The following is a 23,833-nucleotide window of genomic DNA, read 5'->3' on the forward strand; positions in this document are numbered from 1 at the left end:
CTCTTTTTTATCCCAGGTGTTTAGTTGACAAGGCTATAAGTTCTGCCACGATTGTCACACGATTGCAGCCAATTTCGTCAGGTGTTTGACTTAGCAGGGTCTTTAATAAAAGATGCAATTTGAGCTGCTGATAAAAAGCACCGCGCTGATTCCTTTACACCACGTTTTTTATAGTCAAAACTGCGCTCACCCTTTAATTCAAACTCTCGAACATATTTGAGCACTGACGTAAGGCTAAATCCGAATAATTTCGCGGCCACGGTTTTCTTAACATCATGGTACACAACCGCATACACTACTTTTTTACGTAGCTCTAATAATACGTCTACTGACAATTTCCTGTTACTCATCTTAAGAAAATAATTAATAAAATTGCCTAGAATAGCACCTCTAATCATCAACTTTTAGACGCCAGAGTAATAATGAGTTAACCAATGAAAATGGGATTAATACAGATTTGATGTTGAGAAAATAAAAGAGATTAATCTTTAGTGTATTCATTTAATAACTTCAAACTTATTTCAAAAAGCTTTTTAAAATAAGTTTGAAAAAATTTAATAGCGATATATGAATGAATCTACTTAATTAAGAAATTGAGTTGAATTTTTATCAGTCAATTCAGTTGAGCTTTCATCTGATTTAAGAGTAGCGTTTAAATTAAATAGAGAACCTTTATATTGTGATACTGATGAATTTTGTGGCTTGTCATTATCAACTATGCCTAAAGAAAGAAGCTTGGCTTTTAATTCCATCACTTCATCTTCTAATTCAACATTTTTATTTTTTAACTGTTGAATTTGAGTTTGTAAAAAATCACATCGGCTATTTAATTGGTCAATTACTTGTTTATCATTTAATTGCATACTATTTGAACTAGAGAAAATATGATTAAACATTAGTGCTACTGCTTGAGCTTGTTGAAAGCGCTCCCAAGCCTCTTTAATAAAATCTAGAATCTCATAAGGAACTTTTTGAGCTTTCGCATATTCATAAATGTTTAAATATGAATCACTATCTTCATCATGTATTATCATATCTAATTTAGCATTCCCTTTGGTAATAAGGGTTTGAGCAATGTTGGTTTTTTTAGAAAGAATATGATCAGGTCCATCAATAGCTTTTAACATTTTAGCCATTTTTTTATCATAAAAAGAAGTCAGGCCAATTTCTTCAGGCGTGAATTGCATGCCTTCTATAGCTAAAAATTTATGTAATGGAGTGAGCCCTTTGCTGTTACGAATATTTGCATCAGCGTTATGTGCAATTAATAAATCGACTGCTTTTTCTTTTTTTCTTTCTATAGCATAGTGCGAAGGCGTGTCTTGATCTTCATCTTGTGTATTAACATTTGCGCCTTTGTTCAGAAGCATGGTCATAATATCAAGGAATTCATTTGCAGACGCGCAATGTAAAGGGGTTTCGCCATCTTTTGCTGCTATATTTGGATTTGCTTTATATTCAAGCAAAAGTTCGGCTGCAGTCGTATTATTATTAAGTGCTGCAATATGCAGGGGAGAATATTGCTCATCGCCAATTTTAAGATCAACTTGTGCGCCATTTTCAACTAAAAACTTAACGAGTTCATTTTTATTTGAGTGCACTGCAAGATGTAATAAGAAATAATCATTGCCATCAACATTTAATGACATAGTGTTAATGTCTAGCTGCTTATTAGCAATCCAAGATGCGATAGTAGTTATGAAATCGTGCTCAGATAATTCTTTAAAAGAATGCAATAAAAGAGCTTTAGTTACACTGAGCTCAGCACCATACTCTTTTAATAATTTTACTTCATCTGCTAATTGCATCATATAAGCATAATTCACTGGTGTATCACCATTGGCATCATTAAGATGAGTTTGTGCCCCTTTTTTAAGTAATAATTCCATACAATCAGGTTTTCCAAGGGCATAATGCAAAGGCACCTTACCATTATCATCTTGAAGATTGATATCAGCACCATGTTGAATTAACAAATCAACTACAGTAACGTTACCTACGTCGGCTGCATAATGTAGCGGACTTTTATCGTGAAATCTACTTAAGCAATTAACATTTGCTCCATGGTCTAATAATAACTTAATTATTTCAACACTATAAGAGTATGCTGAATTGTAAACTGCCATATGCAATAGTGAAACGTAATCATAGTAAAAACTATAATTATCATACAAATAGTTGATATCATTTTCTGTAGTAGTGATGTAATCTCTTAATGCATCAACATTTTTCTCTTCAATAGCGCTAATTATTTCATCGTTAAGCTTCATAAATAATCCAAATAAACCAAAATTGGGCGCCATTATACTGGCTTTGATAACTTATACAAATGTAAATCAACGATGCATTGCGTCAGAAAAATCTTACTTAGCGATAAGCAAATTTATTTTAGTTTATTCCAATCTCTGAGGAAGAGCTTGCTGGCACAATATCTGATAGCTATTTTATAGTGAATAGTGAGGAAGATAGGTTTTTGAAAAATTTATAGTAAGTAGTTTAATGGTTATCAAAAAGGGTCGTTTTTTGAGAGTAGCAGTAAACCGTACAAGAGACTCAAAAATTGTAGTGTTTATTGCGTCTCAATAGATTCTTCTTAATCTAATTATAAGCATATAAGTGTATGATAAATATACTGTTGATTAATATTTATAACATTTATGGGCAAACGAATAATATATAGATATCCATTTAAAGTTGCTGTCTTTGGCCTACCTGGTAGTGGTAGAGATGCTCTTATTAAGAGATTTAAAACCGGCAAATACTCAGATAAATCTCGAAATTATAAAAGTGATTCAAAAATATTTATTGCTAGGATGCAAGATAAAATTTGCAGTTTATTAATTTCAAGAAATCCAGGTAAACAAAATACATCAATTTCATCTGAAAACCAGAACTTCATTAAAGGTATACTATCTACCGATAGTCAAAAAGATGAGAATATAAAAACACTTAAGGAAATTTTCGATATCCCTATAGGAGATAGAATTTGGCAGGATCATTTACAAAAGCATTATGATAAATTAGCTTCCACGCAAAGTGATTTAAACTTAAGTAAATTTTAGTAATGATCGAGTTTCAGTCATCCGAACTAAATCGTTCATTGATAAAAGCATTTCATTATGATGACAATGCATCTATAGATATTGAATAGTTCCATTTTAACGGTAGTAATGTAATGGGCACTGTTGCAAAAGTATGAAAGCTACGAAAACACAAATTCAGGTCATACTTTAGCTGTATACATAAAACAATTGGTTAATAAATGAGACCTCATTCCGCTTGCCAACCATCCACTTATCAAATTGTCTTTTTCTAAACATTAGCATGACTTCAGATCCTTTAATTGTAGCGAACGCTGTCTTCATAGTCTGAAAGCCTCTGATTGGGTTAATAAGCCGTTTAAGCTTGCCATGGTCAGACTCTAAGCGGTTATTGCGATACTTAATTTGGTGATGCTGAGATAACCGATTTTCTGGTTTTAGCTCTTTAATAGCCTGCGTATAAGCTGGGTTTTTAGCCGTATTGATAATGCTAATATCGCAAGTTGGATTGCTTTTAATAATTTTTTGTAGAAAACGCCTGGCAGATTTTGCATTCCTGCGGTGAGGCAGGTAAAAATCAATCGTACTGCCATGCTCATCAATAGCACGATAAAGGTATTTCCATTCACCTTTGACATAGGTTTCATCAAGATGCCAGCGGCGCGAGTAACGTTTTTTATACCAAGTTAGTTTATGCTGCAAAAGTGGCGCATAATGTTGGACCCCTCGATAAGCAGTCGTGTGCTCTAATTCAAGTCCGCGTTCTTTCATCATTTCCTCTAAATGTCGACAGCTGATACTGTACTTACAGTACTAGCGTACACATTGTAAGATCAATTCGCCATGAAAGTGACGCCATTTGAATGCCAGAGATTTGGTTGAACGCATTTTGTGATTATATTATTCATCAAGTTAGATTAAATTATAAACGAATGTCGTTTTTGCAACAGAGCTAAAATTTTAAAGTACACGGGTATTCCAACGTCCATTGGTATAGGTCGGACCAAAACGTTAGCAAAAGTTGCTAATTTTGTTGCTAAGAAGAAATTAAGCGAGCCCGTCTTTGATATTAACGGCTTTGAAACGATATCGAGTAAGTATACTACAGCTTAATTTTTACAACAGGACCACATTGCCTCAGAATTTATCGAAAAACTACCGTTTGCAGAGTATTTCATTGCTGATAAAGGCTATGATAGTAAAAAATTCCGAGAGCGTATTTACAGGAAATCCTCTAAGCCTGTCATTCGAAGAAAAAGTAATTCTAGGTTTGGCAACGCAGATATAGATTGGTGTTTATATAGATATCGCCATTTGATTGAAAATTTGTTCGCTAGAATAAAACATTTTCAGGCCGTTGCCACAAAATTTGATAAATTAAAGCGCAATTATGTTTCTCTGGTGGCTATGGCATGCCCCTTTTTTATGGTTACCTATGTGAAATGTCAAAAGGCCCTAGTATTATAATCTTTGCATCTCAGCTGCAACTTTTTCTTATTTGGAAATTTTTGCTTTCCATATTAATGGGTTCTCAAAATAATAACAAGTCGTATAATTACAGTTCCTTTTTGTTTTTTAATGAGCAACATCATGTCTAAAGAATTTATTAAAGCTGCCCAGAATGGCGATCTAAAAAAAATAAAACAACTTATTTCTAATGTAGATATAAATTTTACTGAAAAACTTGAAATTTACCCTTCAGACTTTGGGTCTACTTATCAAGTTACTGCTCTATCGGCAGCTGTGACTAACAATCATCAAGAGGTGGTGGAGTTTTTATTAAAAAATGGGGCTAAAGTTGAAGGACTTGATATCGAGAATTACTCATATGACAATTTCAGAACTAATGCTATTTTTGCTTATTGTTTTAATGAAAATATTAAAAATAGAAACCTAGCCATTTTTAAACTGCTTCTAGAATATGCAGTAAATATTAATCCTAAATTTGGCCTTAAGAGTATATTTTCTTTTGAACAGCTTTTTGATCTCTCAGATCGTAGTTATATAGAGAAGCAGTGTATAGGAACTGATGCAAAAGCGTGTCTAGAGCTTTTATTCCATGAAGCACTAATTCGTAATGAGCAAAAAATGCTTCAGGGAATTATAAAACTTCAAAGTAATATTGATATCACCGCATCCTTATTTCAAAAGTACTTAGAGAATCGTAAGCTTACGGAAAAGCAAGTTTCTTCAGTAATGAATAGTGTAGATTTTCTAATTTCTATAAAACATCTCTGGCCAAATGTAAAAAATGATCTCAAAAACTTATTTGAACAAGATATAATTTCTAAACTAGAGACTCTTCCTGAGCAAACGGATGCTAGGATAAAATGCTTAGAACAAACGGTACAAGCAATGAACAATAAAATAGATGAGCAATCAAAAGAAATTCAAGAAATGAAAAAGCTTATTGGCAGTTTATGTAAACTGCAAGAAATAGAAGAAAATAAAAATACGCAACGTTTTTTTAGCTCGTAAGCAAGCATGACAATGGCCTCAGACAATGGGCTTTTCAGGATAAAAGCCCATCATCAGACAATTCTTAAGCACCAGGGGGTGGGATGGTTTATTACATTGGTGCCAAAAATCTTACCCCTACATCAAGATTGGAGGTGATCTTTACACCTTTGGATGCTAATGGAGGGAATTTGTTGACTCTGCTTCGAAATGAACCGGAGTTGTTTGCACTGTTGGAAGGCATAGAATTGGATGCGCCAGCAACTAAAGAATCCCTGGAGCGAATTTGCTTTTATGCTTCAGCTAAAACTCATGATGTGATTGACAGTCATGAAGAAACCCAAATGCAGGGTTATTACAAATGATTAAAGTCCGTAGGCTGGGCTTTGCCGCTCAGCCTATGATTACTGAAATTTTACTGGTTATTTTTAATTTTTATTATCGGTCTGCTCAGTAAAATAATCAGCGTAGCAATAATTGCACCCAGCACCGTGCCAAAACCTAATGACTTTAAACTTCCAATGATTCCGCCTACGAGCATCCCTGCAGCAAGCTCGATGCTAGCGCTTAGAGAGGGGAGTAAAATTTCTGCAATATTATCTTTTGAAATTGCATTGACGTGTTTTTTGTTTTTATAAATTTTTAAAAGAGTCGCGCTTCCAGTAAACCCGCCACCTAAAACTGAACCGATAATCACACCAAAGGCACCGCCCACAAAAATATCAACGTCCAATCCGAATTGATGATCTTTATATCCGGTAAAGAAACCAAATAAGGGAGAAAGATAGGCTCCTGACACTGCACCAACAATTGCTCCAGAAATCCCTCCTGGCACTGTTCCTGCAATGGCCGCCACATAATAAATTGGATTTTTTAACAGGTTCAATAAATTTAAAAACCCATTTTTAATTCGCATATAAATCAGAGGGTTAAATTAACTGTTGTTAATTTAACAAAAATTATAGTGTAATAGCAATATTCCACATTTTTGTATATTCCTTGGATTTAACTTGTGAATAGATTTATACATCTTCATTTACAAATTATATTTGTCTTGATTGGAGCACCTGGATTTGTTTTTATTGATAGCCCTTGGTTCCAGCAACATTATTTTGTAGGACAAGATATTAATAATGTTCTTATGTGCCTTTTTTATTGCTGGATATTTTTTACTACCGCAGATACCAAGCTGTATTTATTAATGATGCTAATAACTGTAGTGAGTTTTGGTGCAGAAATTTGCGGCTCGAAGATTCTAACTGCTTATCAATATCATCTGGACAATATTCCCCTTTTTATTCCTCTTGGTCATGCGGTGGTTTATGCTACAGCTTACCATATATCCCGACATGATTTTGTATGGAAACACCATCATATTTTCGAAGCTGCATTAAGGAAATTGGCATTTATTATCTGTTTTATTTCTTTGATTTTATTAAACGATATTGCAGGATTTTTCTGCTATTTACTTTTCTTAATGCTGGTTGCAACAAGAAAAAAACCTTTGTTTTATTTAACTATGTATGCAGTAAGCTATTATTTGGAATTTTTAGGTACGGTTAGCTCAGCCTGGTCTTATTATTTTGTTCTGGGAAACCACCCTAATTATCCACCAACCTCCATTATACCCTGCGGTATCGCTGGCATTTATATGTTTGTGGATATCGTCACTAATTCAATCTATCTATATATTAAAAAAATTAAACATTATGTGAGTAAAAATTTTAAATCTCCAATGACTGTTGCTAGCTAAACTAGCAAGCCAATTGATTCTCCAAAGAAGCCCAATAATGAGAGCTAGATTATTCAAGTTGTTAAAATTACTAACCAAGCTTGTCTGCCTATCTCTTGTAGTTTTGCGTATCTGTTCGGAGAAATACATCTACCACAAACCTAAGGGTTGTTAATCAAGTCAATCCTATTTTCATAGTTAACTTGTTTATTCTTAGCAAAAATCAGAAATAAATATACACATTAACTAAAAATAAACCTATATTTGCTTTTTACTTTTTCTAAGATTAGTTATTCAATATGCTTATTTATGATGTACATACGCAATCATTTTTAGACGCTTCAACTCATACTGAGGCTGAATTAATAACCAGGATTGCCGGAGAAATCTTAGCAGGTAACTACACGAATTCTTCACGTTTAATTAATACATTTGATTCGCCTTCATTTAAAAGGAATATCCAAACAAAACATATCTTACAACAATGTATTAACGCCATTAGCGCTCAATGTAAACAAAACAGTAGTTTCGCGCTTTAATCTTTAACACGTTGCTAAAATTTGTCTAATATCCATAGCGACTCCATTCTTGATAATATTCCAATCTTGCCTATAAAGAGATATTTTTTCGGTTACACGCCGCTTGTGCTTATCAAGCCATGCCAAAATAGACATGCAAATATGATTTCTCTGCGACCGGCCGGTACGTGCCTGACATCGCTCAATACCGCAAGTTTGCTTCAATTCTCGGTGATAGGTTTCAATTGACCATCGTGCATCAAAAATAGCTTTAACTTTTGCCAGGCTGGGCTCTTCCATCTTAGTATTTACGTAATCAATGCGGCCATTTTTAGCGACAAACTTGAAACCGGTGCCCCAGCCATATCCACGGAGGTGAACCCTTAGCCCTCCATCGGGAATTTCTAAATCACCTAAATTCTCATTGCGGTTAACTTTACGATTTTTTCTAAGCGTCGTTACCCAAATCCATTCGTGATCGCGAACGGCTTTTAAGTTTTTTAAGCTAGAATACCAAGTGTCCATAACAATAGACTCAGGTACTATGCCTCGCTGCTTTGCTAGTGAGCGCATCTCACAAAAATGAGTGTTTTTTGTTTTGCCGTCCGTATCTTTATCGTATATTCGATAATTAATAGGTACAATTTGCTCTGATTCAAGCTCATACCAAAGCATATTGACTAAGCCAATCCCAACAATAATATCATGCGCGTTACCTGAGTACTGATAATTAACCAGCTCTATTTTACTGCTGTGTTGTTTCGACAGTACTATGTCATCCGCAATTAACAAGCAAGGTGTTGTCTTATCAACGTAATGTTGAGCGGTCGACCACACATTACTTGGCCTGAAATTTTTGTCCGACAGCCAGCGACTTATACTGTCATGAGATAATTCTGTGGGGCTCAATTCTGAAAGTGCCAGGCCTGAGTATCTAACACTACTGGCTTGAAGAAATGCTTTATACAATTCCTTTGTGCATTTATGACGAGACATCCTGATAAAAATAATGCGTGACATTGCGCAGAATTATAAATCAATTCTGGCTAAGTGCAAAACTTCTGACTCATTACATTTTCATGTCGTACTCAGTAGGTTTCCCAAAAATCTATCTACGGAAGTAAAATTAATCTTTTTTCTGATTCCATACGTTCCTTTCTATTGAGATCTAAATTCCACATTGGACACGCTCCTACCTAGGTTTGCTGGTAAAAGTTTGTTTTTCTACCTCTAAACCGGGGTCGCGTAATTGTCGAATTGTATCTTTGAAGAAGGAAGCAATACCGCCAGACTGAAAACAACTAGCTACCTCATGCTGTTGTACACCCTGTAATCGCGCTGACATTTTTTGGTCTTCTTCCCTACTAAGATTTGCTTGCCTGCCATCAGGTGTAGTCATCATGATGGTTGGACTAGCAATAACTTTGGCATTTTTAATACCGTGTTTAGATAATTCGTCTACCAGAAGTTGAGCAAACGCAGGTCGATTAGGCGCGGAACTTGCTGCCTGACAGGCTATCAAATCGATAGTGAAAGGGGTGTCTAGTGGCGTGTTGTTTTTTTTCATGTTGATTAATATTTGTTTTGCAATCTCTGCTGCGCTTATTCTTCTTCCAGAGTTATCTGATAAATGATTTGAGCCGCGAGAACAATGGCCAATTAAAGTTAAAATAGTACCCTCAGAAATGGAAAATTTTGCATTATCCGCGGAAAAATTATCTGGTTGAGTCTGAATTAAATTTGCCTCTAATCGTTTAGCGCATTTTACCCCATAACTGCTATAAACAGGCATATCTGCCGCAAAGTCAATAACCACTTGTTTTTTAAGCGGTTTAGAAGGAAGCTGAAGAGAAATTTCGTGGGAAAAGGCGGCCCTTATAGTTGATAATAAGCGAGGAACATCTTGATTAGTGGATGAAATGTCTGTCTGCTTGCTGACGTTGTGAGTATTAGATTGATTACTTTTGACAGTATCATTGGATGAAGAGTCCGTCTGCTTACTGACGTTGTGAGTCGTAGATTGATTATTTTTGAAAGTATCAGTGGATGCAGAGTCTGTCTGGTTACTAACATTGTGAGTCGTAGATTGATTACTTTTGACAGTATCAGTGGATGAAGAGTCTGTCTGCTTGCTGACGTTGTGAGTCTTAGATTCATTAATTTTGACAGTATTTAATTGAGCAATTATATTACTAACAGATTCTGGTGGCAAACAGTTAGCAAGAGATGATATTGCAGAAGTAATCAGATAGTCAGTCACTGAAGAACAGCCCTGCTCCTTAATCTTACTTTTCACAGATGCTAATAAAGTTAAGGAATGGTTAATGTTTTTCTCAAGCGTTCTTGCTTCCTCTTCTTTTTCTTCAGACCGATTTTGGAGCTCTTGAAGCCGATAAAAAGCCTGTTCTTTTGTTAACTTAATAAGCAGATCGATGAAATATAATGCTTCTTTCTTTTCACGTTCTTTTTCTAATTGACTAGTGTTGTAGGTCATGCTAATTCCTAATTCAATGCGAAAGGCAAATAAAAAATTTTTGAATATTTGTATATATTATATACAAATTTTATTAACTAATTATTATGAATTTTTGTTTTACTGTATATGGGATCTAAACTGGCAGTGATATTTATTGAGTAATTTAAACTAGCCTTTAAATGCTCTCAAAAAACATTCGTATTCTGATATTTGTAACTTAGGGTATTACATTTCCCATTAGCTATATACAATGCTTACCTTATTCATTTGGGTTTTGTTTAAAACTGAGGGGATGAGGCTACATCATGTTCATAACTATTTTTGATTAAAAAAGACTCAACTTCTTTTAAAGTGTTTAATTGATAAAAGAGCGATAGCTGTTCTGATGATATCTGATTCCTAAAATAATAACGAATGAGCGAGCGGCTTTGTAAAACAGCTTTATATTCATTTTCAAGTTCAGCTAAACCAGTTAAATGAAGCATAAATAAATCGTTTAACTGATTTTTATCTAATTTGATGGAAATATCATTGATAATTTCCTGAAATAACCAGGGTTTTCCAGAGCCCGCCCGTGCAATCATAAAAGCATCGCACCCAGTGTTTTTGAGTGCCTTTAAGATGGTGTGTTTATCTTTTAAATCACCATTAACAATGATCGGTATGTTTGTTGCTTCTTTAATTAAGCCAATTCGGTCTAAATCACATGGGGTATCATAATTATCATACCATCTACGGCCATGAATAATGATTGCATCCGCACCTGCATTGGTAAGACTTTTTACTAATTCAATATCTTGCTTAGAGCTGTCTTGTAAGCGGATTTTGATTGTTAAAGGTATCGATATTGCGGTACGTACAGCAGTTACAATTCTAATTAGTTGCTCGGGTTGGTCCAGTAATGCGCTACCAGCTCCTTTTTTACGAATTTTTGTTTTAGGGCAGCCACAATTAATATCAATAAGATTGGCGCCTAGTGATGCAAGCTTTTGAGCTGCTGCAGCCATTGTATTTGGCTTATTGCCAGCAATCTGATAACAAAGCGCTGTTTCCTCTTTTGCGCGAAATAGGTAGCGATCTTGGGCTTTATGTTTATGGAGAATATCATAAGCTGAAAGCATTTCTGAAACGCAATAAGCAGGAGTAAAAAAAAGAGAAAATAACTTTCTGAAAGGGGCACAGCTATAGCCGGCTAAAGGTCCCTGAATTAAACGGTTAGCCAAAGTAAAAGAACGAATTGTAAGCGGTGTATTTAAAAAGTCATTCATAGCATACTTATTTTCGCATAATTTGAACTAAAAGTAATTTAAACTGTGGGAGAATAGCTAAAACTACTTATATACTTTATGATGTGATTAACATAAATTGAGTAGTTTAAATAATGGAAAAACGCTATTACTCTCCAATGGAATTGCTAAAAATTGCAACGCAGCATGCTAACTGCGCTGATAATTTATTAAATAATAAGCTAGACGTACAGCTGCACGATTTAGATGAACATCAGGATTGTTTATTAGCTATTATATCGTTAATGTATATTGCTTTTGATTTAACTTTAAAAGCTTACTTAATTCATGATCACCGGCCCATTAAGCAATTTAAAAGTTTATTAGAATTACTTGAATTAAACCGTGATCTTGTATTTTCTTCTCAAGAGCAACAATTACTTAGGATTTTATCCAGGCAATATGCTTTTCGTAAAGGTATTGATTATGAGCTTTGGCAAGATAGACAACAATTCTTAATTTTTTGTCATCAGATTGTTGCTTTATATGAAAAATTACAAGCAATGATGCCACTTGAATTACAAGAAGATTATCAATAATTATTTAGCATAAAACTAATATTAATCATTTATACTAATACGAGTTTTATGCCTAAAAAACTATTTAACTTTTAGCCTTATTGTCATTTTTAATGAAATTATTAATTATTTTTGCAAGTTCGACATAGCCTTCATAGTTAGGATGCAATTTATCTGGAAAATATTTTTGCCAACCCTTTAATGCGTAAAAAGCACCACCTACATCAATGACTTTACATCGGGGGCAAATAGAGCCTGTTTGCAGAAGTAATCCATTTACCATCTGATTTCGACCTAAAAAAAGATCCGCACGCGGCAAAAGAGTACTTATATAGATAGTTGCTTTATTATTTTTAGCATAAAGTTGTTTAGCAATTTGAACAATATTATTCACCGTATCTTGAGGTAAGATACGATCATTTGTACCGATCAGTAAAAAATAAACGTCAGTAGCAGGTATTTTATTTATACGTGCTAATACGTTTTGAGTTGTATCACCACCTTCGCCATCATGTCCTAATCCAAAGGAATCTACATGACTACCGTTAAAATCGTAAGGTAAACCTTGATCTTTAAGTAAGCAACGCAAGAATTGGCCATAACCTCCCCAAGTAATACTATCACCTATCGTATCAAATGTTTTTTTAAATGGCGGTTTACGAGTCATTTCATACATAGCTAACTCATATGTACCTTTAGGAGGTAAATCTTTAGTAGCCCAGTTTACAGCATAAAGCGTATCGCCTGAAGGTAAAGGTGTTAATGCTGCAATACGAAAAATCCAGGTCTTTTTATCTTTAGTTAAACCATACAATGCATCTAAATTAGCTAAGGTGTTTGGTTTTAATGGTGTTAAAATAGAATCGGGTTTAATTGCCGTTAAATTAATAGTGCCTATCTTAGATTTAAGCTTAACAGGTTGGTCAATAACAAGTTTGCATGCGGATGCTGCATGTAAATTAGTAGCCAATAGCAAATTGCTTATAAACAAGGAAAAAATTAAACTTACTGTAGATAAAAGTGAGTGAAGTGATAAGTTAATTAATCTCATTTTTCCTCCTGATTTATGCCTATAAGTAGCAGATTAGTATTGCTGCTAGAATGAGCTTTTGGTTATAATTTCTACAAGAAGCTTTGGCTTTGTAACAAAGCTTCTTGGTTATTCGACTTGGCATCCATTAAATTTCAAGATACGATTATCTTTTTTTGCACAGGGTAAAAGAAATGGAGCAAATAGACCTTAGCAAGATAGAAATGATACAACAGCAAATTTTGCAATTAAATAACTATCTTAATCAACGTATACTTGGGCAAAGAGGGCTGGTTTCACGCTTATTAATTGCTTTACTTGCAGATGGGCATTTACTCGTTGAGGGCGCTCCCGGGTTAGCTAAGACACGAGCTGTAAAAGAATTATCTGCTGTAGTTGAGGGAAAATTTCATCGAATCCAGTTTACTCCCGATTTATTACCTGGGGACTTAACAGGTACAGATGTGTTTCATCCGCAGGATGGCTCTTTTGTATTTCAGCCGGGGCCTATTTTTCATCATCTTCTATTAGCTGATGAAATTAATCGCGCACCAGCAAAAGTGCAGGCTGCATTATTAGAAGCCATGGCTGAGCGACAAGTTACCATTGGAGGCAAGACTTATCCACTGCCAGAGTTATTTCTAGTTATGGCAACACAGAATCCTATTGAACAAGAAGGAACTTATCCTTTACCTGAAGCACAGCTGGATCGCTTTTTAATGTATGTAAAAATTGATTACCCAGATGCGTCGGTAGAGCATGATATTTTAAAATTAGCACGGCGAGAAGCTTTTGGTGCTTATAATAGGCAAAATGCCGATTTTAATATACAACCGCTCGATCAACGCACGCTTTTTGCAGCTCGTCAGCAAGTCTTAAATGTGCATATGAGTGAGCCATTAGAAAATTATTTAGTTCAACTCGTTGTTGCAACACGTAACCCCAGTGTTTACAGCAGTGATTTAGGGCGTTGGTTGCGTTTTGGAGCAAGCCCACGGGCAACAATAGCGCTTGATCGATGTTCTAAAGCACATGCTTGGCTTTCTGGCAGGGATTTTGTTACGCCGGATGATATTCATACTATTGCTCACGATGTTTTAAGGCATCGAATTTTATTAAGCTATGAGGCAGAAGCAGAGGGTATTAATAGTGATGATTTTATTGATTCGTTATTACGTTTAGTAGCAATTCCTTAGGAAAAGCATGACTTACGGTCTTATTACAGAACTTAATGAGTTAATTGCCTTGAGGCGCTTAGTTAGCCGCAAGCGTAGGCACCTGGGTGCTAGAGCCGCAAAAACGGGGAGTCATCTCTCTTTTATTCGTGGGCGCGGTATGGACTTTGCTGAAGTTAGAAATTATCAGGCTGGTGACGAAATACGACATATGGAGTGGCGTGTAACTGCGCGCACTGGCCGACCACATATTAAAGTCTATCAAGAAGAACGAGAACGACCTGTTATACTCATTGTTGACTTTAATCCATCTATGTATTTTGGGACTAGGCACGCTTTTAAATCTGTCATTGCTGCCCGCTTAGCTGCTTTAATTGCTTGGACTGCAATAAGTCAAGGGGACAGGGTAGGGGCTTTATTATTCTCACCCCGCGAGCATAATGAATTTATGCCAAAGTCTCGCGAAGCAGGTGTGTTACCTCTACTTGCCTCTCTTAATCATTATACAAAGCAGTTTCGTCAGGTACAAAACGAAAATAAATCAGTTCCTTTAAACCAAATTCTAAGTAAATTAAATCGTGTAGCCAGGCCTGGGAGTCTTATTATTTTAATCAGCGATTTTTACGAGCTAGATGAAAAATGCGAGTCACACTTTAGTCGCCTAAAACTTAATAATGATATATTAACTTATCACATTTGTGATCCTTTGGAGCTTTCGCCACCAAAACCTGCTTTATATGCTATTACGGATGGTAAACAAGAGTTATTACTAGATACGACATATTCTAAATTAGCTGAAGATTATAAAGCTTGGTGCGACAATCAGCAGTTTAAAATTCAAACTAATTTAAAACGTTTACACATTCCTTATTCTCAAGTAACAGCCCAAACGGATTTATCACAATTAGTGAATCAAACTTTTCCGCGGAGGCAACGTGTCTGACCCACAGGTACTGGCTAAACTGCATGATATTCATTTACCTGATCCAATAGGATGGTGGCCTTTGGCGCCCGGTTGGTATATTGCAGGTTTCCTAATTTTACTAATTAGTAGCCTACTAATTAGAATAGTATATCGGCAGCATAAGTATGCGCGGCCTAAACGGCAGGCTTATCAATTACTAGTTAGCTATGAGCAAGATTTTTTACAAAATGGTGATGTATCTGCTACATGTGCGAAAATTTCCGAATTATTAAGGCGAGTTGCTTTAGTTTACTTTCCAAGACAAGATGTAGCGAGCTTACAAGATGATAATTGGATTAATTTCTTAAATCAAACCTCTAAAAATGTTAATTTTAATGCTGTTCGTGAGTGCTTATTAATTTTACCCTACCAGGGGCGTAGCCAGATGGTTAATTTAAAGCCCTTATTTAGCCGCGCCTATGCTTGGATAAAACAACGAGGTATTCCATGTTCGAATTAGCAGCGCCGTGGCTTTTACTGCTTATTATACTGCCTTTTCTTATTTGGTATTTTCTGCCCCCTGCCGCTTTGATTTTACCAGCTGCATTAAAGCTTCCATTTTATCAAGCGCTACAGTCAATTATTGCTAAAGAAAAATTAACTTTAGCGCGCGCAAATCGCATTGGCTTGTTTTTTATTATTTGGACCTTGATTGTATTAGCAGCAGCGGGACCTCGTTGGATTGGCGAGCCCATACCGTTAGCTCGCGAAGGACGAAATATTATGATGGTCCTCGACTTATCAGGCAGTATGGAACTAAATGATATGCTGCTTAATGGACAACCGGTTAGTCGTTTGACGGTGGTAAAGCGAGCAGCAGAAGAATTCGTGCGAGCACGTGTAGGGGATCGAATTGGACTGATTTTATTTGGTAGTCAAGCATACTTACAAACACCTCTAACTTTTGATAGGCACAGTGTCTTGATGCGCCTTGATGACGCGACCGTTGGTTTAGCTGGTAAAACAACTTCTATTGGTGATGCATTAGGTCTGGCTGTAAAACGATTACAGGATGTCCCACCAGCAAGCCGAGTCATTATTTTATTAACAGATGGAGCAAATAATTCAGGCGTATTAAATCCATTAAAGTCAGCTGAATTAGCGAAACAAGATAACATAAAAGTCTACACTATCGGTTTAGGTTCTGAGGCCGAATTACAGATACCAAATGATCCTTTCTTTAGCTTTAATGCCGGTGCAGATTTAGATGAGCAGACCTTACAAGAAATTGCAAAGCTTACTGGTGGTCGTTATTTTCGAGCAACAGATACTCAATCTTTACAAGAAATTTATAACAAAATAAATAAATTAGAAACAACGTCACATGAACAAGTGAGCGCTCGGCCGAAAAAAGAATATTATCCTTGGCCCTTAGGTATGGCGTTCGTGTTTTTTTTATATTGGCTCAGTGAGAAAGCTGGTTTAATTAACCGATTTCAGCTGCCTTGGAATCGTCGTACTATGAATGAGGTTACACAATGATAGCTGATTTTCATTTTTTACGACCATGGTGGTTAATAGCTCTATTGCCTTTAGCCTTATTAATATGGCAATTAACACGCCAAAATCCACGCTTGGAATCATGGAGTGCTATTTGCGATAGACACTTGCTTGATCAATTAATCCAATCTAAGGAAGTCGGTAAACGCTACAGCAGTCTCTTACTTTTATTAGGTGTGGGAATTTTTCTAATCATTAGTTTAGCTGGGCCTAGTTGGGTTCGTTTGCCTGTTCCTACTTTTCAAGCAATACAGCCACGAGTTATTATTTTAGATGTATCTGAAAGTATGTTAAATACAGATCTGCCGCCTGATAGGTTAACTAGAGCTAAATTTAAACTACATGATTTATTTACTCAATCTAATACAGGCCAATTAGGATTAATTGTTTTTACCGGACAGCCATTTGTTGTTTCACCGTTAACTGAAGATGCTAAAACCATTGATGCACTTTTACCGTCCCTCACGCCTGATATAATGCCTATCGATGGCCAACAGCTAAATGATGCACTTGAGGAAGGTGCTCGATTAATTAAGCAAGCTGGTTTTACTGAAGGTCAATTATTAGTATTAACTGGGACACCGCCGGATACACAAGCTAGTGATGTTGCTAGAAAGCTAGCTACCCAAGGTATTACAACATCTATTATACCTATTGTTACTAATGAATCTTTATCACCTCTGTTTGATTCATTCGTTAAAGCGGGGCAAGGTATAGTTTTATCCTTAAGTAATACGTCAAAAGATTTAAAACATTGGTTAACTACAACTAATAAAGATCAGCAATTTACTCAAAATGAATATAAAGATATTCCTGTTTGGCGTGATGAAGGGCGATGGTTCTTGCTACCGGCTCTTATTTTACTATTACCTTTGTTTCGACGTGGTTGGCTACAGAGGATTGATTCATGATAAGGTTAGTTAGGCTTTTACTATTATTAATAACATGTAATAGCTATGCTTTTACTTGGCAAGATCTTTGGTCAACAAAAGATCAGCAGGGCGAACGATTAATGCAGCAAGGTCAGTTTAAAAAAGCACAAACAACCTTTAACGAGCCTGCATGGCGTGCTAGCGCTGCATATCGTGCGGGCGACTATCAGAAAGCTTCGCAAGCCTTTGGCAATTTGCAAACTGAGCAAGGTTATTATAATCAAGGTAATGCTTTAGCGCATTTAGGTAAATATGAAGACGCAATACAAGCCTATAATCAAGCATTAACATTAAACCCTGGTAATAAAGATGCTTTATATAATCGCCGCTTATTAGAAGATTTATTAAAAAAACAAAAAGAAAAACAAGAAAATTCCGAGCGCAATAAAGAGCAGCAAGCTGATAATCAACAACAAAATAAAAATCAGCAAGATAAACAAGGACAGCAAGATAAACAACAAAATCAGCAAAATCAGAATAGTGCAGATAACCAAAATAAAGATAAACAAAATCAACAGCCTCAACTCCAGCAAAATCAAAATTCTCAAAACAAACAAAATCCACAGGATAAGCAGGCAGATAGTAAAACTTCTGAAAATAAGCAAAATCAAAATACCAATGATAAAAACGAACATACTAAAAAAAATAAGCAAGAAACCACTGAGCAAAATAAACAAGACTCTAAAGAATATGCGAGAGCGAATACTAAGCAATCTCCTCAAGAGCAAGAGAAGGAGCAAGCAAAGGAACAATGGCTACGCTTAATCCCTGATGATCCGGGCGGCTTGTTAAGAGAAAAATTTCTTCGAGATTATATTCGTAGACAACATGGGTGGTATCAATGAAAAGACTAATCTTTGCGTTCATTATCGTAATTTATAGTAACATTATACACGCCGAATTAACGATGCAAGTTGAAGCAACGAAAATACAAAAGGGCGAAACGTTTCGACTCATCATTACGAATGATAAGATGCCAACAGGCGTACCTGACTTAACGCCCTTACAGACAGATTTCACCATTGTAGGTACAGAAAGAAGTACTAACTACAGTATTATTAATGGGACAGCTACTTCTAGTAATCAATGGACAGTTTTGCTATTGCCTAAAAAAACAGGTGTTTTATCTATCCCGGCTATTCGTGTAGGGCAGGAGTATACACCGGCTAAAACAATTGAAGTCACTAACGTTCAAAACAATTCCAATCCAACTACTATCAATAAACAACAAGATGTTATATTAACTGCTGAACTCAGTAACGAACATCCTTACATTAATGAACAAATTATTTATACAGTGAAATTGTATAATAGTCGCCGTTTATTAGATGTTAATTATCAGGGACCCCAAATTGATGATGCTTTATTAATTCCTCTAGGGGATGGGCGGCGTTATCAAGTCGCTGAAAATGGTCGAGTATATTCTGTAGAAGAGCAACAGTATGCTATTTTTCCCCAAAAAAGTGGTGAATTAAATATTATCCCACCTTCTTTTAATGCCTTGATCTATGATGCTATTCCTGAACCAGTCCATGTTCAAGCATCTGCAAGTAAATTAAAAGTAAAACCTATACCTGCGAGTTTTCAAGGAAAAAATTGGCTACCTGCCAAGCAAATTAATTTAACGGAACAATATGATCAAACTACAAACTCTATACAACAAGGAAGTACATTAAGACGTATTATTACATTACAGGCAGTAGGCGCCCCAGCACAGTTACTTCCGCGTTTAACTTTCAATAATACAGATCAATTTAGTGTTTATCCTGAAAAGCCTATTGAGAAAAATAGGTTTCGCCAATTTGAACTTATGGGTACAGCGACTACTAATATTACTTATTTGTTAAATAAATCTGGCAAGGTTACTATTCCAGCTATACAGTTACCTTGGTTTAATACTGTTACAAATAAAACTGAAATAGCTACTTTACCGGCATTAACGTTAAATGTTGTTGATAATGTTGCTAATTCTAATGCAGCTACCACAGCAGTAACAACTCAGCAATCTCAAACTATCCCACCTAAAATAAAGCATGAAACGGATTTAAATAGTATTCAACCTATAAATGCCTTTACCCTAAATGGTAAGAGTAATGGAAATTTGCCTTGGTGGTTAGCAGGAGGCTTTGCTTTAGCATGGTTTTTAACCTTACTCTTATGGTGGTGGACGCGAAAAAGACCAAGTACTCTTGGCCATATAAATAAGAGAAAGGTATTCGCGCAGTTAAAGCAGGCCTGTTTAGCTAATCAGCCTGAACAAGCAAGGATTTCTTTACTTAACTGGGCCCGTTGGCAGTGGCCTGACCTAGAATTTTTAAATTTAGATGATATAAATAAAGTAGTTAGTGATATAGCTTTTAGAAGAGAAATTAATGAACTATCAAAAGCAATTTATCATTCTGAGCAATCTAATTGGAGAGGTGAAAAATTGTGGCAATTGGTTACTAACTATAAGTCAAATTCAACAAGTAGGGCAAATAGAGATAGGCCATTAAAGCCACTAAATCCTCTCTAAATAAAATCTACTACCATCGATACTATTGGGATTTATTAGAGTTAAACACTTAAAAATGATATGGCAATAGCCATATCATCCTAATATTGCGCCTAAATTAATTTTATTTGGTATAACTACTATAAATAGCGTTAGGTTCTTTCATAAAGAAAGCCCAATACCTGTCACCATAAGACCAATGCCAATATTCAGTTGGATAATTAACGAAACCAACGGCGGCTAACGCTTTATTCATAATCGCTCGATTTTGTTCGGCTTGTAGAGAAATCTTTTTTGATGCGGTGCGCGATAAAGAGCCATCATCTTTTATCCAGTCTTTTGGATGAATACCCATATCAACAGGCTGGCCTGCATCATCAATTAAATAAATATCAATAGCTCCGCCTGTAGAATGGGCAGGTATATTTTTTGTATTATCTAAATTAACAACAGGAGATACTAATTTCGTGGTTTCTTTGAAGATTTGTTCTCTGGACTAATTAGGTTGTTGTTTTTTAACTATATTAAAACGCTTATCAAATAGCTTTTTTTGTAAATCGAGACTTCGATATCCTTCGTACAGGCAGAAATGCAAGCCTTTTGGCAGTAGTTTTTGTGCTTGATTAAGCTTTTGATAGACTGTTTTTCTTAGTTTTGTGTAATCGTGATTGTTAGGTATTTCAGGTGAACTACCATAAGCAATTTCTTTCTGATTTTTTAAATTAATTAAAGGCTCACCATTATCTTTAATAGGCACTGCTAATACACTTAGATCGGTAATTAATACAAAATGATTATCTTTGGCATAAACACTATTTTTGTTTGCGCTTAAAAAAACAATAACTATAAAAGATAAATTAAATAGCAATTTTTTCATAAATAAATCTTCTCAATTGCTAGATTAAAATACATTAATTTACTAAATTAAGCACCTTAGCGCTATATAAATACTTACAATGTTAATTAAATATCACCAGTTATGATGCAATTTTACTGATTGTAGGTTATAATAAAATTACTTGCATTCCAGCAATCCTAAATGAAACATTGTTACTACCAGTGCATAACATCCTTCCTTTGTATTCCAAAGTGGCATATTTATCGCGCAATAGACTCCTACGATGCTTTGTTATTGGCTTAATGGATCAAGTATGTGTTTAATTTAAATTGGAAAGTATACATGTCTGCTATAGAAACTGGCCACGTTAAGTGGTTTAATGATGATAAAGGTTATGGCTTTATTAGTCGTGATAATGGTCAAGATGACGTTTTCGTTCACTTCCGCTCAATCGTGAGTGCTGCTGGTCGTAAAACGCTACTCGAAGGCCAAAAAGTAAAATTTACTGTTACAAAAGGTCCTAAAGGGCTACAGGCAGAAGAAGTAACTGCTGTCTAATCTGCTTTTTTTCATCCCCTACCAATAGCTGCCTGTCTGTTATTGGTAGGAAAGATGAAGTTTGTCGCTGATATTTTTTCTAAATAAGAAAGTGCTCTCTTGCACTTTTTTTTTATAAATAAACCTTATTTGCTGCTATTTTTTTCTTAATGTGAGAAGTTAGGGCTTACACCTTATATTTTCAACAATTTACTTAAAATAATGTTCGTATCCTGCTGATAAAACAGTATAATAAATAAAATCTCGTTGCTAGGGACGCGTCTATGAAATATAGGATTGGCTTTTGTTTATTTTTATTTTCACTAAGCACACTAGCAGTACCTGTAGTAGGTAAATTTGAAGCAGCAAAAACGTGTCCAGCTTATCTCTCAAAAAATAAAAAAACTAATCCAGATGGCTTATTTATACAGCCTAATACTCATTATCAAATCAAAGAAGTTAATCGGGAATATAATCCTGACTGGTTTCGTATTGAAATCCCAGAAAATTCCCAATACCCTTTGCGTTGGGTAAGTAGTGATTGTGGCTATGCCTCATTTGAAATTAACCAAGCAAATTGTCAACAAGTCCCTGGTATGGCAGATAGTTATGTATTGGCATTAAGTTGGCAACCAGGTTTTTGTCAGACTTATGGTTATGAAGCAGGAAAACCTGAATGCTTACGACTATCCTCAGATAGCTATCAAGCTAGCCATTTAGTCTTACATGGTTTATGGCCTAATCAAGATGTTTGTGGGCAAGCCTATGGCTTTTGTAATACAAAGCCACAGTCTAATCATTGTAATTATCCAGACTTAGATTTTAGTGAAAAAGTAGCTAACTTATTACGATTACTAATGCCTAGCTTTGCAGCTGGAAGCTGTTTAGAAAGACATGAATGGTATAAGCACGGTACCTGTCAAATCTTATCTAATGACGATTATTTTTCTCTGGCTTTACGTTTAACACAAGAAGCACAAGCGACTTTTTTAGGTGATTATTTGCATAATCATGTAGGACAACGCGTGCCATTAACACAATTAAAAGAAGTTATTGAGCAGTCATTTGGTATAGAAGCAATAAATAAAGTATATTTAGGTTGTAAAAATGGCTACTTAGTTGATATTTTTATTCAATTACCTGCTTTAATTCCATTTAGCGAACCACTTAACTCTTTAATACTCAAAGCAAAAGGTCTTAATCGGTATGATGGTTGCCCTGCTATGGTAAGTATTTCTAATTTTTCTAAAAAAACTTTTCAACCATTCGATTTAAAGAAATTTATAGCAAGATTTAAGCATTAACCTTGCGTGCTGAGGTAAGTTCGTCTAATGTAGGTAAATAAATTTAAATGGACAAATAACTTATGTTGAGGCGCTCATTAATATTATTTTCTCTAATATTATTTTTTACTGGGTGCACTCGAACTTATGTGTCTGTGCCAAAAGCACTTATTCCTGTAGGTAAAACCACACAAACAAAAATACTACCTACCTTTAATGATGTTTTTGTGCAAGGTAAAATGAATGTTAGTTTGCATACAGGGTATGCTAAGTCTAAAGTGATTTTGCGGGGTGACCCGCGTGATTTAGCGCAAATTAATATGTCTGTAGACAACAGTCGATTATTTGTATCACTGTTAGATGCTTTCCCTCAGCACGGCCCTATTAGTATAGAAATTCGCACCCGACACCTTAATACATTTTCTTATCAAGGTATCGGCACCATTAACGGACCGCGTCTGAATTCAGGATTATTAGATTTATTTATCACTAATCCAGGAAAAACTACCCTGGGAGGTAATATAAATTTAGGTCGCCTTGAAGTCCATGGCCCAGGTTTCCTGTCTATTAATGGTATTAAATCATCTAATCTTCAACTTGTTGTCACAGGAAATCCCACCATTCAATTAAGTGGGGTTGTCAACCTTTCAAACTTTGATCTAAGGGGTGATGCTAATATTAGTTTATATTGGGTCAAGAGTGATTGGTTAACGATTCGTGGTCATGGTCATTCTGTTATTCAATTAGCCGGTATTGTTAATAAACTAGATTTAGAACTATGGGATTATGCTCACTTTAAGGGGCGTTATCTACGCGCTAAACGATTATTTGCTAAAACACATCAACGTTCAGTAGCAGAATTATTAGCTACTAAACGACAACATACGTTAGCAACGGATGCGAGTGATATCTATTTTTATGAAATCCCTGATATGAAAACTGATTTTATGGCATTTGATGGTGCAGTACTCGATATGCGCGATTTAAACAGCCCCTTTGTCGAAGAATATACTCGTTACAATAAATAGCTAATTTCTTTATCACAATCTTAA

25 protein-coding genes and 2 pseudogenes are annotated in these 23,833 nt (G+C 35.4%); 17 read left to right on the plus strand and 10 right to left on the minus strand.

The features are described from left to right. Positions 1–77: 77 nt before the first annotated feature. Both E1P04_RS08525 and E1P04_RS08530 read right to left on the minus strand, forming a co-directional pair. On the minus strand, positions 78–401 hold the full coding sequence (locus E1P04_RS08525) for a COG3415 family protein (RefSeq protein WP_165482717.1): 324 nt from the start codon (positions 399–401) through the stop codon (positions 78–80). Positions 402–581: 180 nt separating this feature from the next. Further along, a complete protein-coding gene (locus E1P04_RS08530) occupies positions 582–2,270 on the minus strand; it encodes an ankyrin repeat domain-containing protein (RefSeq protein ID WP_165482718.1) in 1,689 nt (562 codons plus the stop codon). A 387-nt stretch (positions 2,271–2,657) separates the two neighbouring features. Here E1P04_RS08530 and E1P04_RS08535 point away from each other — a divergent pair, with 387 nt between their 5' ends. Next, entirely contained in the window at positions 2,658–3,062 is a 405-nt protein-coding gene (locus E1P04_RS08535) for a hypothetical protein (protein ID WP_131782504.1), read from the plus strand. A gap of 168 nt (positions 3,063–3,230) precedes the next feature. On the opposite strand, the pseudogene E1P04_RS08540 reads toward E1P04_RS08535, so the two are convergent. Continuing rightward, positions 3,231–3,929 (minus strand): annotated as a pseudogene (locus tag E1P04_RS08540) (IS6 family transposase). Positions 3,930–4,175: 246 nt separating this feature from the next. Here E1P04_RS08540 and E1P04_RS08550 point away from each other — a divergent pair. From E1P04_RS08550 to E1P04_RS08560, 3 genes and pseudogenes are all read left to right on the plus strand, one after another. Further along, a pseudogene (locus tag E1P04_RS08550) lies at positions 4,176–4,482 on the plus strand (transposase); the annotation flags it as partial. Positions 4,483–4,631: 149 nt separating this feature from the next. Next, entirely contained in the window at positions 4,632–5,519 is an 888-nt protein-coding gene (locus tag E1P04_RS08555; RefSeq protein ID WP_165482719.1) for an ankyrin repeat domain-containing protein, read from the plus strand. Positions 5,520–5,602: 83 nt separating this feature from the next. Next, entirely contained in the window at positions 5,603–5,863 is a 261-nt protein-coding gene (locus E1P04_RS08560; protein WP_131782506.1) for a hypothetical protein, read from the plus strand. A 50-nt stretch (positions 5,864–5,913) separates the two neighbouring features. Here the strand turns inward: E1P04_RS08560 and E1P04_RS08565 are convergent, their stop codons facing one another. After that, complete coding sequence (locus E1P04_RS08565; RefSeq protein ID WP_131782507.1) at positions 5,914–6,414, minus strand: hypothetical protein; 501 nt, start codon at positions 6,412–6,414, stop codon at positions 5,914–5,916. A 96-nt stretch (positions 6,415–6,510) separates the two neighbouring features. On the opposite strand from E1P04_RS08565, the gene E1P04_RS08570 reads away from it, so the two are divergent. Both E1P04_RS08570 and E1P04_RS08575 read left to right on the plus strand, forming a co-directional pair. Beyond that, positions 6,511–7,251, plus strand: coding sequence for a hypothetical protein (locus E1P04_RS08570; RefSeq protein ID WP_131782508.1), 741 nt, complete (start codon positions 6,511–6,513; stop codon positions 7,249–7,251). Positions 7,252–7,529: 278 nt separating this feature from the next. After that, a complete protein-coding gene (locus E1P04_RS08575; protein WP_131782509.1) occupies positions 7,530–7,769 on the plus strand; it encodes a hypothetical protein in 240 nt (79 codons plus the stop codon). A 3-nt stretch (positions 7,770–7,772) separates the two neighbouring features. Here the strand turns inward: E1P04_RS08575 and E1P04_RS08580 are convergent, their stop codons facing one another. The 3 genes from E1P04_RS08580 to E1P04_RS08590 form a co-directional block, all read right to left on the minus strand. After that, positions 7,773–8,744 (minus strand): IS701 family transposase, encoded by a 972-nt coding sequence (locus E1P04_RS08580; RefSeq protein ID WP_131782510.1) that lies wholly within the window; start codon positions 8,742–8,744, stop codon positions 7,773–7,775. 196 nt (positions 8,745–8,940) lie between these two features. Further along, positions 8,941–10,242: a hypothetical protein gene (locus E1P04_RS08585; RefSeq protein WP_131782511.1), complete on the minus strand. Its 1,302-nt coding sequence runs from the start codon at positions 10,240–10,242 to the stop codon at positions 8,941–8,943. A gap of 260 nt (positions 10,243–10,502) precedes the next feature. Then, entirely contained in the window at positions 10,503–11,492 is a 990-nt protein-coding gene (locus E1P04_RS08590) for a tRNA dihydrouridine synthase (RefSeq protein WP_131782512.1), read from the minus strand. Between the two features lie 113 nt (positions 11,493–11,605). On the opposite strand from E1P04_RS08590, the gene E1P04_RS08595 reads away from it, so the two are divergent. Next, on the plus strand, positions 11,606–12,049 hold the full coding sequence (locus E1P04_RS08595; protein WP_131782513.1) for a hypothetical protein: 444 nt from the start codon (positions 11,606–11,608) through the stop codon (positions 12,047–12,049). 64 nt (positions 12,050–12,113) lie between these two features. Here the strand turns inward: E1P04_RS08595 and E1P04_RS08600 are convergent, their stop codons facing one another. Further along, on the minus strand, positions 12,114–13,079 hold the full coding sequence (locus E1P04_RS08600) for an SGNH/GDSL hydrolase family protein (RefSeq protein ID WP_131782514.1): 966 nt from the start codon (positions 13,077–13,079) through the stop codon (positions 12,114–12,116). A 173-nt stretch (positions 13,080–13,252) separates the two neighbouring features. Between E1P04_RS08600 and E1P04_RS08605 the strand changes: the two genes are divergently transcribed. The 7 genes from E1P04_RS08605 to E1P04_RS08635 are packed head-to-tail and all read left to right on the plus strand — an operon-like array spanning position 13,253 to position 20,144. After that, a complete protein-coding gene (locus E1P04_RS08605; protein WP_131782515.1) occupies positions 13,253–14,254 on the plus strand; it encodes an AAA family ATPase in 1,002 nt (333 codons plus the stop codon). Positions 14,255–14,261: 7 nt separating this feature from the next. Then, complete coding sequence (locus tag E1P04_RS08610) at positions 14,262–15,176, plus strand: DUF58 domain-containing protein (RefSeq protein ID WP_131782516.1); 915 nt, start codon at positions 14,262–14,264, stop codon at positions 15,174–15,176. After that, the gene (locus E1P04_RS08615) at positions 15,169–15,657 is read left to right on the plus strand and encodes a DUF4381 domain-containing protein (protein ID WP_131782517.1); all 489 of its coding nucleotides are present in this window, start codon (positions 15,169–15,171) and stop codon (positions 15,655–15,657) included. Before E1P04_RS08610 ends, E1P04_RS08615 begins: the two co-directional genes overlap by 8 nt. After that, on the plus strand, positions 15,645–16,679 hold the full coding sequence (locus tag E1P04_RS08620; protein WP_131782518.1) for a vWA domain-containing protein: 1,035 nt from the start codon (positions 15,645–15,647) through the stop codon (positions 16,677–16,679). The genes E1P04_RS08615 and E1P04_RS08620 overlap by 13 nt, the downstream gene beginning before the upstream one ends. After that, on the plus strand, positions 16,676–17,608 hold the full coding sequence (locus E1P04_RS08625; RefSeq protein WP_131782519.1) for a vWA domain-containing protein: 933 nt from the start codon (positions 16,676–16,678) through the stop codon (positions 17,606–17,608). The genes E1P04_RS08620 and E1P04_RS08625 overlap by 4 nt, the downstream gene beginning before the upstream one ends. Further along, entirely contained in the window at positions 17,605–18,474 is an 870-nt protein-coding gene (locus tag E1P04_RS08630) for a tetratricopeptide repeat protein (RefSeq protein ID WP_131782520.1), read from the plus strand. The genes E1P04_RS08625 and E1P04_RS08630 overlap by 4 nt, the downstream gene beginning before the upstream one ends. Beyond that, on the plus strand, positions 18,471–20,144 hold the full coding sequence (locus E1P04_RS08635) for a BatD family protein (protein WP_131782521.1): 1,674 nt from the start codon (positions 18,471–18,473) through the stop codon (positions 20,142–20,144). The genes E1P04_RS08630 and E1P04_RS08635 overlap by 4 nt, the downstream gene beginning before the upstream one ends. A 103-nt stretch (positions 20,145–20,247) precedes the next feature. Here the strand turns inward: E1P04_RS08635 and E1P04_RS18035 are convergent, their stop codons facing one another. Both E1P04_RS18035 and E1P04_RS18040 read right to left on the minus strand, forming a co-directional pair. Continuing rightward, entirely contained in the window at positions 20,248–20,607 is a 360-nt protein-coding gene (locus E1P04_RS18035; protein WP_282433115.1) for a M15 family metallopeptidase, read from the minus strand. A 12-nt stretch (positions 20,608–20,619) separates the two neighbouring features. Then, entirely contained in the window at positions 20,620–21,000 is a 381-nt protein-coding gene (locus E1P04_RS18040) for a M15 family metallopeptidase domain-containing protein (protein ID WP_242604417.1), read from the minus strand. 303 nt (positions 21,001–21,303) lie between these two features. Between E1P04_RS18040 and E1P04_RS08645 the strand changes: the two genes are divergently transcribed. The 3 genes from E1P04_RS08645 (at position 21,304) to E1P04_RS08655 (ending at position 23,809) form a co-directional block, all read left to right on the plus strand. Beyond that, positions 21,304–21,519: a cold-shock protein gene (locus E1P04_RS08645; RefSeq protein WP_115332360.1), complete on the plus strand. Its 216-nt coding sequence runs from the start codon at positions 21,304–21,306 to the stop codon at positions 21,517–21,519. Positions 21,520–21,782: 263 nt separating this feature from the next. Beyond that, positions 21,783–22,802 carry a ribonuclease T2 family protein gene (locus E1P04_RS08650; protein ID WP_131782522.1) on the plus strand — a complete coding sequence of 340 codons (1,020 nt, stop codon included), beginning with the start codon at positions 21,783–21,785 and terminating at the stop codon, positions 22,800–22,802. 128 nt (positions 22,803–22,930) lie between these two features. Then, positions 22,931–23,809 (plus strand): GIN domain-containing protein, encoded by an 879-nt coding sequence (locus tag E1P04_RS08655; RefSeq protein WP_131782523.1) that lies wholly within the window; start codon positions 22,931–22,933, stop codon positions 23,807–23,809. Positions 23,810–23,833 lie beyond the last annotated feature (24 nt).

Source organism: Legionella gresilensis (assembly GCF_900639865.1).
GTDB lineage: Bacteria > Pseudomonadota > Gammaproteobacteria > Legionellales > Legionellaceae > Legionella_C > Legionella_C gresilensis.

Excerpts from the sequence above, each read along its gene's own strand:
- E1P04_RS08530 (WP_165482718.1), bottom strand. The coding sequence starts at position 2,270 with ATGAAGCTTAACGATGAAATAATTAGCGCTATTGAAGAGAAAAATGTT.
- E1P04_RS08535 (WP_131782504.1), top strand. The coding sequence starts at position 2,658 with ATGGGCAAACGAATAATATATAGATATCCATTTAAAGTTGCTGTCTTT.
- E1P04_RS08555 (WP_165482719.1), top strand. The coding sequence starts at position 4,632 with ATGTCTAAAGAATTTATTAAAGCTGCCCAGAATGGCGATCTAAAAAAA.
- E1P04_RS08560 (WP_131782506.1), top strand. The coding sequence starts at position 5,603 with ATGGTTTATTACATTGGTGCCAAAAATCTTACCCCTACATCAAGATTG.
- E1P04_RS08565 (WP_131782507.1), bottom strand. The coding sequence starts at position 6,414 with ATGCGAATTAAAAATGGGTTTTTAAATTTATTGAACCTGTTAAAAAAT.
- E1P04_RS08575 (WP_131782509.1), top strand. The coding sequence starts at position 7,530 with ATGCTTATTTATGATGTACATACGCAATCATTTTTAGACGCTTCAACT.
- E1P04_RS08580 (WP_131782510.1), bottom strand. The coding sequence starts at position 8,744 with ATGTCTCGTCATAAATGCACAAAGGAATTGTATAAAGCATTTCTTCAA.
- E1P04_RS08585 (WP_131782511.1), bottom strand. The coding sequence starts at position 10,242 with ATGACCTACAACACTAGTCAATTAGAAAAAGAACGTGAAAAGAAAGAA.
- E1P04_RS08590 (WP_131782512.1), bottom strand. The coding sequence starts at position 11,492 with ATGAATGACTTTTTAAATACACCGCTTACAATTCGTTCTTTTACTTTG.
- E1P04_RS08595 (WP_131782513.1), top strand. The coding sequence starts at position 11,606 with ATGGAAAAACGCTATTACTCTCCAATGGAATTGCTAAAAATTGCAACG.
- E1P04_RS08600 (WP_131782514.1), bottom strand. The coding sequence starts at position 13,079 with ATGAGATTAATTAACTTATCACTTCACTCACTTTTATCTACAGTAAGT.
- E1P04_RS08605 (WP_131782515.1), top strand. The coding sequence starts at position 13,253 with ATGGAGCAAATAGACCTTAGCAAGATAGAAATGATACAACAGCAAATT.
- E1P04_RS08610 (WP_131782516.1), top strand. The coding sequence starts at position 14,262 with ATGACTTACGGTCTTATTACAGAACTTAATGAGTTAATTGCCTTGAGG.
- E1P04_RS08620 (WP_131782518.1), top strand. The coding sequence starts at position 15,645 with ATGTTCGAATTAGCAGCGCCGTGGCTTTTACTGCTTATTATACTGCCT.
- E1P04_RS08625 (WP_131782519.1), top strand. The coding sequence starts at position 16,676 with ATGATAGCTGATTTTCATTTTTTACGACCATGGTGGTTAATAGCTCTA.
- E1P04_RS08630 (WP_131782520.1), top strand. The coding sequence starts at position 17,605 with ATGATAAGGTTAGTTAGGCTTTTACTATTATTAATAACATGTAATAGC.
- E1P04_RS08635 (WP_131782521.1), top strand. The coding sequence starts at position 18,471 with ATGAAAAGACTAATCTTTGCGTTCATTATCGTAATTTATAGTAACATT.
- E1P04_RS18040 (WP_242604417.1), bottom strand. The coding sequence starts at position 21,000 with ATGAAAAAATTGCTATTTAATTTATCTTTTATAGTTATTGTTTTTTTA.
- E1P04_RS08645 (WP_115332360.1), top strand. The coding sequence starts at position 21,304 with ATGTCTGCTATAGAAACTGGCCACGTTAAGTGGTTTAATGATGATAAA.
- E1P04_RS08650 (WP_131782522.1), top strand. The coding sequence starts at position 21,783 with ATGAAATATAGGATTGGCTTTTGTTTATTTTTATTTTCACTAAGCACA.